Origin of the sequence: Paenibacillus sp. FSL H8-0548 (genome assembly GCF_038630985.1) — a bacterium.
Classification (GTDB): domain Bacteria; phylum Bacillota; class Bacilli; order Paenibacillales; family Paenibacillaceae; genus Pristimantibacillus.
On the sequence record NZ_CP152049.1, the window covers coordinates 424,318 to 436,427 of the forward strand.

Below are 12,110 nucleotides of genomic sequence, written 5' to 3' on the forward strand. Positions count from 1 at the left end.
CTATGGAGCGAAGTGTACGTCTCTCTCCTCTGGAGAAGGAGCAGCAATTGTCGTATTTTGAAACAGAGGTTATGAACGTATTAAATTGGCTGGCTACGTTTAGTCCGGATGAAGAAGGCGGCATTACGCGGCTGCTTTACACAGAAGGCTGGCTCAAGACGCAGCAGGCGCTTCAGCTCAAAATGGATAGCTGCGGTCTAGTGACCGAGTTTGATAATGTTGGAAACTTATTTGGCAGACTACTAGGCGAGGATGAGAATGCGCCTTCTATTATAACGGGCTCGCATATTGATACGGTTATTCAGGGTGGCAAATATGATGGAGCTTATGGCATTGCAGCGGGCTTGCTGGCGCTGGAATATTTGCAGCGGCGTTATGGCAAGCCGAAGCGAACGCTTGAAATTGTGTCGTTGTGCGAGGAGGAGGGCAGCCGGTTTCCTATGGCATACTGGGGCTCGGGCAGCATCGTTGGAAAACGGAATTTTGAGCAAATCGTACATTTGCAGGATTCGCAGGAGGTTTTTTTTGCAGATGCGATGCAGCGGTGCGGCTTTGGCGAGGGAATAGGAAGAGAGAGTCGGCGCGACGATATCGCTGCTTTTATAGAGGTTCATATTGAGCAAGGAGCGGTGCTGGAGCAGGATGGTTTTTCCATCGGTGTTGTAGAAACGATCGCGGGCCAGCGTCGGATGAAATTTGAAGTTATTGGCGAATCGAATCATGCAGGAACGACACCGATGCCGATGCGGCGAGATGCTCTAGAGGGTGTTAGTATGATGATTCTGAAGCTTCGGCAGGAGGCGCTTCGGATTGGTGCTCCACTCGTAGCGACCGTTGGGCGGCTGCAGGTGCTGCCGAATGTGCCAAATGTGGTGCCGGGCAAGGTGATCTTCACGGTAGACGCACGACATGCTGACGGACAGGCGCTGGATCGTTTTTGCCAGTGGGTGATGAAGGAGTTTGCCACACTTGCGGCTGAGCGTCAGCTCGAAATCGAGGGAACGGAATGGTTTCGGGAGGAGCCGGTTCCGATGAATGAGCGGCTCAAGCAGCATATGGATGATGTTTGTGGGCAAATGGGCATTTCATCAAAAAGAATGATTAGCGGGGCGGGACATGACGCCCAGATGTTTGAGCATATTTGTCCGACAGCGATGCTGTTCGTACCGAGCAGACGAGGGATTTCGCATTCACCGGAGGAATATACGAGGCCTCGTGAGCTAGCTGTAGGCGTGCTTGTGTTAACGGAGCTGCTGTATCGATTAGGCTATGAGGGGGAAGAGCTATGAAAAAATATAAAGATTTGGCGCCATCGCCGCGTACGATCATGACGCCAGGGCCAGTGGAGGTTGACCCGCGGGTGCTGCGGGCCATGTCTTATCCTATACTCGGCCAATTCGATCCTGAGTTTACGTCTTTGATGAATGAAACGATGGAGATGCTGCGGGAGCTGTTTCAGACAGAGAATGAATGGGCTTTTCCGGTGGACGGGACGTCGAGGTCTGGCATTGAAGCGGTGCTCGTTGGTTTAATTGAGCCAGGAGATAAAGTTCTTGTGCCCATTTATGGCAGGTTCGGTCATTTGTTGACAGAGATCGCGAAGCGCTGCGGCGCAGAAGTCGTTACGCTGGAGACGGAATGGGGCAGTGTGTTCAAAACAGAGAAAATTGTTCAGGCGATAAAGGCTCATCAGCCTAAGCTGGTGGCGCTTGTCCATGGCGAAACGTCGACGGGACGAATGCAGCCGCTTGAGGGGATAGGTCAGGCGTGCAGAGAAGTGGATGCGCTGTTCGTAGTAGATGCTGTTGCGACGATTGGCGGTATAGAGGTGGCGACGGATCGTTTGCTTATTGATGCGGTCATCGGCGGCACGCAGAAATGCTTGTCTGTACCAGCGGGTATGGCTCCGATCACCTATAATAAACGGGCGGAAGCGAGGCTCCTAAGCCGCAAAAAAATTGAAAGAGGTCTGCTGCTCGCCGATGGCGAGGATGATCCGCTGCTGCGTCCCATCCAGAGCAACTATCTCGATCTTAGTCAGCTTCAGGACTACTGGAGTCCGGCGCGGCTTAACCATCATACGGAAGCGACCTCAATGCTGTATGCGCTGCGCGAGGGCTTGCGACTAGTGCTGGAGGAAGGGCTTGAAGCGCGCTATGCACGGCATCGTGAGCATGAGGCGGCGCTGATTGCTGGCTTGGAGGCTATGGGACTAAGCTTGTATGGCGATCCTGCCTGCAAAATGACAGTCGTCACCTGTATAGAAATACCTGCTGGGGTGGACGGCGAGTCTGTGCGGTCGATGCTTCTAGATCACTATGGCATTGAGATAGCCAGCTCCTTCGGCCCCCTGAAGGGCAAAATATGGCGTATTGGCACAATGGGCTACAGCTGCAGCAAACGCAATGTGCTGCTTACGCTCGGCGCGCTGGAAGCGGTGCTGCTTCGCCACGGTCACAAGCTGGCTGCAGGCCGGTCGCTTCAAGCGGCGATGGATGTTTATGATATGTAGTTACAAACGAACATAACAGCCGTCTCACTCTGGATGAAGTGAGGCGGCTGTTATGCTTCTATGCCAAAAGCTGTTTTGGAGCGTCGAAGTGTTTTAAGTAACATTTATTGGCGCCAAAAAGCAGCTTTGCGTAGTGTGCTGCATGTGGCGTTTGAGCTAAAAGCTGCTTTCAAGAGTCGAAGTGTTTTAAGTAACCAAGTTTAGCTGTTGGTGCTGCGGCTATGAGGTGAGTACCATATGATTTAGAGTGCTTGCTGCTGCTTCCTATACCAGAAGCCCCGTCCGAGCGTCGCCCAATGATGCTATGTTGTACCTGTGCAGTAACTTACGCTTATTTGACGGTGCGTGCGAGTCTATCCTGCACATTTGCATTAGAATACTGCTTTGGAGGGTGCAGAGGAGCTGAAACCCACCTCTATGTTGTATGGAGTGCAGGATAGAAGCCGCAACTAGCTCGAAATGGGCTGCTATCCTGCGAATGTGCAATATAGGAGAGTAGGTTTGGACGGCGCGAGTGATTTAGAGTGCTTGCTGCTGCTTCCTATGCCAGAAGCTCCGTTCGAGCGTCGAAGTGTTTTAAGTAACCAAGTTTAGCTGTTGGTGCTGCGGCTGTACCGAGAACCACCCCCGAGCGTCGCCCAATGATGCTATGTTGTACCTGTGCAGTAACTTACGCTTATTTGACGATGCGTGCGAGTCTATCCTGCACATTTGCATTAGAATGCTGGTTTGGAGGGTGCATAGGAGCTAAAACCCTCCTCTATGTTGTACGGAGTGCAGGATAGAAGCCGCAACTAGCTCGAAATGGGCTTCTATCCTGCGAATGTGCAATATAGGGGGAGTGAGCTTGGGGCTTGAAGCTGCGAGGGAAATGATGCTCATAAATTATTACTCGGTTTATGAGCATCACCTACGCTTCATTAAGCTGGAATGAGTGCATCAGTAGTACTAGTACTATCGTGTGCGGCTGTTGCAAGAGCCCAGTTAGTCTCTTTCTTGTTTGAAATTTCTCGTTCAAAACAAAAGATCAAGTGTGTCTTCTTTTAACTCATAATATCTTATCGTTGTCCCTTTGGAGATAGGCTGAAGCCAGCCCTTGTGGGCGAGCCCTGCAAGGAGCTTGCGAGCTGTGCGAAAGTTGAGCTCCCACGCGGTGCAGACATCGATGGGACGAATGGGTCTGCCTAGTCTCCAGGCAAGAAGCAGCAAGTCCTTTTCGATCTTGGTAGCGGGATTTAAGCCACCTTGATGCAGCAGATAGGGACCGAGGACAAGCTTGAGCAGTGAGCGGCAGATTTCAGGACGATCCTTAATGTCATCGAAGGAAAAATGGATCATTTTCCAGCCGAGTGCGGTGAGGAAGGTGTCGCGATTCAGAGAATAGCTGAATTTTTCGCGATCCATATCTTTGATGTGTGACTGATAGCCGTGGCATTCTAGGTTGAATTGGCCGAATGGGGGAGTGAATGCTAAGTCAAGAAAATAAGATTTGCGGCTTCGATCATACACTTCGTATTCAGGATGGAGCAGATCAAAGTTCCCGAACACGGGCCACCATACATTTTGCAGCAGCAGCTTTTCGCCGTATCCGTGACCTCTCAGTAGTCTTGCTCTGCGCTCTCCGCTCCTAGCATCCACATGCCTTTCAATAAAAGCCACATGCGCACGTTCAAAAGTATCCATCCCTCTATTCCTCCTTTGTATAAACGCAAAAAAACGCCCACATGCCGGTTGGCAAATGGACGTTCTTCGTCTATTTCTAATCCTAATGGCTTACAGGAGACAGGTCAAACCTATTTTTTCGTGGTGATGGAGTAAATAAAGGTTTTTGTTGCCGACGGGTGGCTCAGAACGAGCGTTTTGATGAATTGGTCGATTTTTACCGATTTCTGTGACCGGAAGGTCCTATCGGGATATTCGTTTAATATTACTTTATTTTCCATGTTGTTAATAGTTTTCTCTGTCCAATGGCCTTTGATATCCTTAAATACGGGTGAAGTGGCGGAGGGTGCTAATGCTATTGTCGAATGGCTATCCGTGAACGGATAGGACAAGGCCGCTATAAAAACAATGATTATCATTGCGATAAAAGCGAAGCGCGTCATACAAATATCCCCCTAGTTATTACTAATTTTGACCCGTTTTTTGGATAAAACGATATATTCCGACAATATCTAGATAACCATAAATATTCGTTATTGAGAATAGGGATAAAGGATCATCATTTTTTTGGTCTAGTCCTATAAATGGAGATACTTCCAGCAGGGGTGGGGATGTTTAACGGATGAAGGTTTGTTTTATATTGTTTAAATGTTGTGTTAGAGAACAATAACGAACAAAAAAAGAGCTCTCAGTCTCCGTTAGCGAACGAAGGTCTGAGGAGCTATCGAATGCCTGCTATCTTGGAGCGGCGATTACTGCTATAGTAATTAGATTGGAATCATATGGAAAAGAAGGGATTGATAGATTGTGAAATTTATTAATATTAAAACGCAATGGATTGGTTTGCTATGTTTGCTTTTATTATTTTTTTCAAGCTCCCCTTCTATTAAAGCCGCTAATCCCGCCACCGCAATTCCAGTCCATCTAAAAGCTGGGATGTATTCGATTCTTTATACTTATCCATCGGCTCCATATATTGATGCTCAGGGAAGGCTGCTTATTCCGTTGCGCACGATCGAAGGTCTGTTTGGTGGAGTTGTCTCTTATAACGCATCAACTAAAATAGCTGTGGCCGAGTGGTTGGGGCATTCTTTTGAGGTCGCTATTGGATCAAAAAATGCAAAAATTGACGGCAAGCCTGTTGTGATGGATACGATTCCTGTTAATAAGAAAGGTTCAATTTACCTACCTATTAGGTTGTTATTGGACGGGACTGATCTTGAATGGACGTGGAACAACAAGACTAAACAGTTGTCCATAGATGATGAGAGAGTTCTGAAGGGGAAGCCTTTTCAGCAGTTTGAAGGCAATGATTTTGCTGATGTGAAAAACGAGGATGCATTGACTATTATGTCCTATGTTCTTGAAGGTAAAAGCTTGACGGTAACTGCCGTTAACCATTCAGGACACACGATTCCAGATGGAAAAGCAGATATTCAGCCTTTGGTTTCATATAGCGGCAGCGGTGGGTTTTCGGTGGATTCCTATTCTCGACCGTCTTATTTGCCTTTGAAGGGAGTCCTGAACAACCAAGAGACTCAGAAGTCGGTTTCCATTAGCCCAAATGATATCGAATATATCATTACAGTTGGACGTGAACTGAATTAAGTATATATAATAAACAGCTCTCAGCCTTATGCGCGGAGGCAGCAGGCTGAGAGCTGTGATTTAACCCTACGAGAGGGATGGTCGGCGCTAAAGATTAGTCAAGCACGGCTGTGATATGAGCTTTCGTAATGGACCAGTGTGAAGTCGACCATACTTTTTCTTTTTTATCAATAAACATAATTTGTGGAGACTCATGCTTTACGGATGTGTCTTCAGCGATTTGGTTGGAAACAGGGCGAGACTCGATCACCTTAACGAGCACGTATTCTACGTCCTCTCTAGGCTTGCCGTCGAGGTATTGGTTAAATTCCTGGTGAGCGTTCGCGCTAACCGGACAAGTCGTGCTGTGTTTGAAAACAACGAGCGGGCGAGTGGCAGAAGCTTCATAAACGTTATTCCATTCTTCGATGGTTGTAATTTCTTTGTACGACATAGGGAAACACTCCTTTTATTCTGCTGTGCAGATGATAGTTACAGCTGTATCTGTATTATATCTCTTTTTGCCGAATAAAGTCATCTTTATTCAGCTCTTGCAAATGGAAATGGGCTGTGATAAGATAGTCACATTCGAAATGACTGATTTGGTTTTTTGGTCATTTACAAGAGCGGAGGCGATAACATGGCGATCGATCGGCGGCAGCAGATTGTTGAAGCGGCGTCAAAGTCGTTTGCGTTATTTGGATATAAGGCAACGACGATGGATCAGGTAGCTAAAATTGCGAATGTAGGCAAAGGAACGATTTATACTTTTTTTACGAATAAAGAACAGTTGTTTCATGAAATTATGAAGAAGCTCATTGTCGATATGAAGCAGGTGGCAGAGCGGGTTGTAGACCCTAATAAGCCATTTTTCGATAATTTAAATGCTGCACTGGAGCAATTGCTCGAATTTCGCGAGGAGCATGAGCTTGCGCTTCAGCTTTCGCATGAGGTACGTGAGATTGGTACGCCTATGGCGGTTGAGGGCATGCAGCAGATTGAAGGAGCGGTTGTTGGTTATATTCAGCAGCAGGTGCAGGCGGCTATTGATAAGGGCGAGATCAAGCCTTGCAATTCCGAGATGACGGCTTTTGTTATGCTGCGCTTGTACATGGCCCTGACAGTAGAGTGGAAGAAAACGCATGAACCGCTAAGTAAAGAGCAGGTTGCGGAGCAGCTGCGTTTTTATATGCAAGTAGGATTGGCTCCGGAATAGCCTGGATGCCTTTTTTTTACTCCATAAATGACCGTTTGACAGAAATGGTCAGTAAGTTAGAAACTGAATAGGAGCGTGGATCATTTGAAGTTCAGAGGGTTAAAGCAGTTCGGTGGTGAATTATCTGGGATTGCTCGCAACAAGCTGTTGTTGATTTCGGTCATCGGTGTGCTGATGATTCCAGTGATGTATTCTGCCATGTTTCTTGGGGCATTTTGGGACCCCTATGGAAATTTAAGCAAGATGCCGGTAGCGGTCGTTAATGCGGACGCAGGTTTCGAATATAACGATGAAATGATGCATATCGGTGATGATTTTGAGGAACAGTTAAAGGAAGCAGATAGCTTTGAGTGGCATTTTGTAAGCAAAGAGGAGGCTGAGGCAGGCCTTGAGGATCACCGCTATTATATAGCGATTGAGATTCCGGCTGATTTTTCGGAGAAAACAACCTCTTTATCATCGGATGAGCCAGTCTCGGCGAAGCTGACTTACTTAGCGAATGAGAGCTATAACTATTTGGCCTCCCAAATCGGCAGTAAAGCTGTCGATACGATGAAGGTTGAGCTCAATAAAGAAGTAACGTCGGCCTATACGCGCACAGTATTTGAGCAGATGGAGGAGCTTGTCGACGGAATTGGCCAAGCGAGTGACGGTGCAGGCGAGATCGCCGACGGCACAACGAAGGCGAAGGATGGAGCTGTGCTCATCGAGAAAAATTTGGCTAAGCTCGTCAGCGGATCGTTGACGCTGCAGGAGGGCGCGGCGAAGCTGAATGAAGGCGGAGCGACGCTCGGCAAAGGCAGTGCCGAGCTTAGCGCAGGCACGGCAAACTTAGCCAGCGGCCTGGCGCAGCTGCAGGCAGCGCAGCAGCAGCTTAGCGCGGGAGCCGCATCGCTTGGCGAGGGCGCGGGTTCGCTTGGAGCCGGAGCGGTGAAGCTGAGCGATGGCTTGGCGCAGCTGGCTGGAGCGAGCGAACAGCTGGCGGAAGGTGCTGGAGATGCGCAGCAGGCTGCGGGGCAGCTAGCGGGCGGTCTTAAGGAGTCAGCTGCGGGCGAGAAGCAGCTGAGTGCAGGTGCGGCGGAGCTGGCGAATAAGCTGGCGCAGCTGGGGCAGGCAAATCCTGAGCTCGCAGAGAGCGAGGGGTTTGCGTCTTTGCTCTCAGCGAGCCGAGAGCTGGCGGCGGGGCTGGAGAAGTCCTCCGCAGCTCAGGAGCAGCTGAGTGAAGGGGCGACGCAGCTGGGCGGGGGTCTCGTTAAGGTGTCGGAAGGTCTAGGTGCGTTTGATCAGAAAGTAGAAGAAGCTGCAGCGGGCGGCAAACAGCTAGGCGTATATGGCGAGCAGCTTGTAACGGGCTCAAAAACATTCACAGCGGGGATGACTGAGTTTGGTACGAAGCTGGCAGAAGCCAGCGCGGGCGGAACGAAGCTTGCGGCGGGTGCTGAACAGCTGAACAAGGGAGCAGCAGAGCTAACTGCGGGACTGTCTAAGCTTTCTTCCAATGTAACGCCGTTCGTAGATGGCTCTGCTCAGCTTGAGGATGGTGCACAGCAGGTTTCTTCCGGACTGCTGAAGCTGGAGGATGGCGCGCAAGAGCTGTCTGGCAAATTAAGCGATGCATCGGACAAAACCTCTGATTTGAAGCTGACGGATACGATGGTTGATATTTTTACTGAACCTGTAAATGTTAATGAAGAGAAAATATCCGAGGTTCCAAACTATGGTACAGGACTTGCGCCATACTTCCTGTCGCTAGGTCTTTATGTCGGCGCTATGCTGCTGACAATCGTTTATTCGGTACGTGATCCCTTGGTGCGTCCGTCTAGTGCCTGGAGCTGGTTCTGGAGCAAGGCGCTTACGCTTGCGCTTATTGGTACCATTCAGGCTGTAATAGCCGACGTAGTATTGATCAATTTGCTGAAGCTTGAGGTGCAAAGCATGTCGTTATTCTTTGCCTTCTCCATTCTTACAAGTATTACTTTTATGATGATTATTCAATTCTTGGTTGCGACTCTCGGCAATCCGGGCCGCTTCATTGCAGTCATCTTATTGATCCTGCAGCTTACAAGCTCGGCAGGTACGTTCCCGATTGAGCTTGTGCCTGATTGGATGCAAAAAATATCACCATTCATGCCGATGAAGTATACGGTAGCTGGCTTTAGAGATATTGTTTCAAGCGGCAACTTTAGCTCGATGGGCAAATATATGGGAATACTCGCGGGAATTGCGATTGTATTCGCAGCATTGTCTTACACTTACTTTACCTTATCTCATCGTAAAATGAAGAACGAAGCAGCGGCTCCTGATGCAGCAGCTTCTGTATAAATACAAGAAAGAACAGCGGATGCCCGCTGTTCTTTTTTGGGTGCGCCCAGCATGGGCGCTATCTCTAGGGTTCGAGTCCCGAATGGTGAAGGCAGTAGTAACCATAGCTTAAGGCAAGGGTGTCTACCGTGAGGTAGAATCTGAAGGAAGCCGGCGGCAAATCTCCGGTCTGAGGAACACGAACTTCATATAAGGCTAGCGTACGTTGGATGAGGTTGCACAACAAACCAAAGTCCATACTGCCGAAGGCGTACGAAAGTAAATGAAGCAGATAGATGGAGAGGAAGATAGCGCTCTTACCTGGGGAGATCTGTACATAAGCAACGTTAAAGCTGCAAGCATGGCTGTGAAGCCATGTTGAATGTACAGAAGTCAGCAGAGGTCATAGTACGCAGGTTGTTGCAACAACCTGCGGAAGGACTGAACATGAAATAGGAATGGATCAACTTGGCGTTCGGGGATAGGCAATGAAAGCAGACAATCCGAAAGGACTTATCTCAGGAAAGTAGCGGTGAATACGCAAGGGTACTGAGAAGGGCAGAGTCTATCAACGGCATAAAGAGAAGAAACATTCACGTAAGGAGTGTACCTCGAATGATCGAGCAAGTATTGTCACGAGCGAATATGCTGTCGGCACTAAATCGTGTCGAAACGAATAAAGGAAGCCATGGCGTAGATGGCATGTCGGTAAAAACCTTACGCGAACACATCGTACAAAACTGGGGAACGATTCGTGAAAGCATAATAAACGGAACCTATGAGCCGAGTCCAGTCCGACGGGTCGAAATCCCGAAACCGAACGGCGGAATAAGGCTTTTAGGCATACCTACCGTGACAGATCGACTCATTCAACAAGCAATCACTCAAGTACTAACTCCTGTATTTGACCCGAAGTTCTCTGAACACAGTTATGGCTTTCGCCCAAAAAGGCGAGGTCATGATGCCGTGAGGAAAGCGAGAGCATTCATGCAAGAAGGCTATCGAATCGTGGTAGACCTTGACCTAGAGAAATTCTTCGATCGTGTGCATCATGACCGTTTGATGGCGAGACTAGCGGAAGAAATAACGGATAAAGCGTTATTGAAACTCATTCGAAAGTACCTGCAATCAGGGGTGATGGTGAATGGCCTCGTCGAACCAACGACCGAAGGAGCACCGCAAGGCGGTCCGCTAAGCCCATTATTATCGAATATTGTACTGGACGAACTGGATAAGGAACTAGAGAAGCGCAACTTGCGCTTCGTTCGCTACGCGGACGATTGTAACCTCTACGTGAAAACGTGGAAAGCAGGTAAGCGAGTGAAGGAATCCGTGACGCAGTTTATTGAGAAGAAGCTAAAACTCAAGGTGAACCAAGCAAAAAGTGCAGTTGACCGACCATGGAAACGAAAATTTCTAGGGTTTACGTTTAGCTGGGACAAAGCAAATCCAAAGGTGCGAATCTCAAAACCATCCTTGCAACGAGTGAAGGCAAAGATCAAAGAGATCACATCGAGGAAAAGTCCCATACCAATAGACCAGCGGATCAAGAAACTTAACCAGTATCTGACGGGATGGTGCGGATATTATGCGCTAGTAGACACCAAGACAGTGTTCAAAGAGTTGGACGAGTGGACACGAAGAAGATTACGAATGTGCATATGGAAACAGTGGAAATTACCACGAACAAAGGTGAAGAAGCTAGCCGCACTAGGCGTATCTAAAGGAAAAGCCTATGAATGGGGAAATACAAGGAAGAAGTACTGGAGGATTGCAGGCAGTCCCATTCTTCAGTCCACGTTAGATAACCAATATTGGTCATCTAACGGACTAAAGAGTTTGCTGGACAGGTATAACTCACTACGGAATAATTCATGAACCGCCGTATACCGAACGGTACGTACGGTGGTGTGAGAGGACGGGAGCTAGGCGCTCCCTCCTACTCGATTATTGGGATGAATGCGGGCAGCAATAAGCTTCCCTTCTCAAAGGGTGTTTTTCAAAGCTGATAATTAACGCTCTACAGGAATGCTAGTGGCTAGGGTAGCGCAGTAGTTGGGTTAGTTGAAGAGCCCGCTGAAAGAGACGTTGGAGAGCTGCTTGGAGGGTTAGTCTGGGATAGCCGTAAATTCACTCCGAGCACGACCATCAGTTTCCCCCGCACGTAGGCTATCCTGCATATTTGCAGTAACTTCGGGCTTTTCAGCCTCTCTGAGTTAGCTATCCTGCACATTTGCATTAGATTAGACTGATTTCGGCTCAAGGCGCATCTGTAAGGGCGTCTATAGTGCTGGGGTGCAACATAGGTACGTGGGAGCGCAAAAAACGAGCGTCTATCCTGCGAAAGTGCAGGATAGCGCCGTAGTTGGGTTAGTTGGAGAGCCCGCTGAAAGAAACGTTGGAGAGATCGCTGGAGGGTTAGTCTGGGATAGCCGTAAATTCACTCCGAGCACGACCATCGGTTTCCCTCGCACGCAGGCTATCCTGCATATTTGCAGTAACTTCGCGCTTTTCAGCCTCTCTGAGCTACCTATCCTGCACATTTGCATTAGATTAGACTAATTTCGCCTCAAGGCGCATCTGTAAGGGTGTCTATAGTGCTGGGGTGCAACATAGGTACGTGGGAGCGCGAAAAACGAGCGTCTATCCTGCGAAAGTGCAGGATAGCGCAGTAGTTGGGTTAGTTGAAGAGTCCGCTGAAAGAAACGTTGGAGAGCTGCTTGGAGGGTTAGTCTGGGATAGCCGTAAATTCACTCCGAGCACAACCATCAGTTTCCCCCGCACGCAGGCTATCCTGCACATTTGCAGTAACTTCGCGCTTTTCAGCCTCTC

10 protein-coding genes are annotated in these 12,110 nt (G+C 48.7%); 7 read left to right on the plus strand and 3 right to left on the minus strand.

The features are described from left to right. The first annotated feature begins 2 nt into the window (after positions 1-2). Entirely contained in the window at positions 3-1,289 is a 1,287-nt protein-coding gene (allC, locus tag MHI37_RS01940) for an allantoate deiminase (RefSeq protein WP_076339916.1), read from the plus strand. Further along, a complete protein-coding gene (locus MHI37_RS01945; RefSeq protein WP_076339915.1) occupies positions 1,286-2,512 on the plus strand; it encodes an alanine--glyoxylate aminotransferase family protein in 1,227 nt (408 codons plus the stop codon). The genes allC and MHI37_RS01945 overlap by 4 nt, the downstream gene beginning before the upstream one ends. Before the next feature lie 1,014 nt (positions 2,513-3,526). On the opposite strand, the gene MHI37_RS01950 is transcribed toward MHI37_RS01945, so the two are convergent. Together MHI37_RS01950 and MHI37_RS01955 are read right to left on the minus strand one after the other, a co-directional pair. Continuing rightward, positions 3,527-4,195 carry a hypothetical protein gene (locus tag MHI37_RS01950; RefSeq protein WP_076339914.1) on the minus strand — a complete coding sequence of 223 codons (669 nt, stop codon included), beginning with the start codon at positions 4,193-4,195 and terminating at the stop codon, positions 3,527-3,529. A gap of 110 nt (positions 4,196-4,305) precedes the next feature. Continuing rightward, complete coding sequence (locus MHI37_RS01955) at positions 4,306-4,617, minus strand: S-layer homology domain-containing protein (RefSeq protein WP_076339913.1); 312 nt, start codon at positions 4,615-4,617, stop codon at positions 4,306-4,308. A gap of 364 nt (positions 4,618-4,981) precedes the next feature. Between MHI37_RS01955 and MHI37_RS01960 the strand changes: the two genes are divergently transcribed. Continuing rightward, positions 4,982-5,782 carry a copper amine oxidase N-terminal domain-containing protein gene (locus MHI37_RS01960; protein WP_076339912.1) on the plus strand — a complete coding sequence of 267 codons (801 nt, stop codon included), beginning with the start codon at positions 4,982-4,984 and terminating at the stop codon, positions 5,780-5,782. A 94-nt stretch (positions 5,783-5,876) separates the two neighbouring features. Here MHI37_RS01960 and ytxJ read toward each other — a convergent pair whose 3' ends face one another. Further along, positions 5,877-6,215 (minus strand): bacillithiol system redox-active protein YtxJ, encoded by a 339-nt coding sequence (gene ytxJ, locus MHI37_RS01965; RefSeq protein ID WP_076339911.1) that lies wholly within the window; start codon positions 6,213-6,215, stop codon positions 5,877-5,879. Between the two features lie 186 nt (positions 6,216-6,401). Between ytxJ and MHI37_RS01970 the strand changes: the two genes are divergently transcribed. The 4 genes from MHI37_RS01970 to MHI37_RS01985 all read left to right on the plus strand — a co-directional run bounded on the left by MHI37_RS01970 (position 6,402) and on the right by MHI37_RS01985 (position 11,287). Further along, the gene (locus tag MHI37_RS01970; RefSeq protein WP_076339910.1) at positions 6,402-6,977 is read left to right on the plus strand and encodes a TetR/AcrR family transcriptional regulator; all 576 of its coding nucleotides are present in this window, start codon (positions 6,402-6,404) and stop codon (positions 6,975-6,977) included. A gap of 84 nt (positions 6,978-7,061) precedes the next feature. Next, positions 7,062-9,299 carry a YhgE/Pip domain-containing protein gene (locus MHI37_RS01975; RefSeq protein WP_144023822.1) on the plus strand — a complete coding sequence of 746 codons (2,238 nt, stop codon included), beginning with the start codon at positions 7,062-7,064 and terminating at the stop codon, positions 9,297-9,299. Between the two features lie 594 nt (positions 9,300-9,893). Then, positions 9,894-11,156: a group II intron reverse transcriptase/maturase gene (gene ltrA, locus MHI37_RS01980; RefSeq protein ID WP_076339908.1), complete on the plus strand. Its 1,263-nt coding sequence runs from the start codon at positions 9,894-9,896 to the stop codon at positions 11,154-11,156. After that, a complete protein-coding gene (locus tag MHI37_RS01985) occupies positions 11,153-11,287 on the plus strand; it encodes a hypothetical protein (RefSeq protein WP_256710723.1) in 135 nt (44 codons plus the stop codon). Before ltrA ends, MHI37_RS01985 begins: the two co-directional genes overlap by 4 nt. Positions 11,288-12,110 lie beyond the last annotated feature (823 nt).

Bases quoted from the DNA above. Each gene is read 5' to 3' on its own strand.
- MHI37_RS01945 (WP_076339915.1), top strand. From the start codon at position 1,286: ATGAAAAAATATAAAGATTTGGCGCCATCGCCGCGTACGATCATGACG.
- MHI37_RS01950 (WP_076339914.1), bottom strand. From the start codon at position 4,195: ATGGATACTTTTGAACGTGCGCATGTGGCTTTTATTGAAAGGCATGTG.
- allC (WP_076339916.1), top strand. From the start codon at position 3: ATGGAGCGAAGTGTACGTCTCTCTCCTCTGGAGAAGGAGCAGCAATTG.
- ytxJ (WP_076339911.1), bottom strand. From the start codon at position 6,215: ATGTCGTACAAAGAAATTACAACCATCGAAGAATGGAATAACGTTTAT.
- MHI37_RS01955 (WP_076339913.1), bottom strand. From the start codon at position 4,617: ATGACGCGCTTCGCTTTTATCGCAATGATAATCATTGTTTTTATAGCG.
- MHI37_RS01985 (WP_256710723.1), top strand. From the start codon at position 11,153: ATGAACCGCCGTATACCGAACGGTACGTACGGTGGTGTGAGAGGACGG.
- MHI37_RS01970 (WP_076339910.1), top strand. From the start codon at position 6,402: ATGGCGATCGATCGGCGGCAGCAGATTGTTGAAGCGGCGTCAAAGTCG.
- ltrA (WP_076339908.1), top strand. From the start codon at position 9,894: ATGATCGAGCAAGTATTGTCACGAGCGAATATGCTGTCGGCACTAAAT.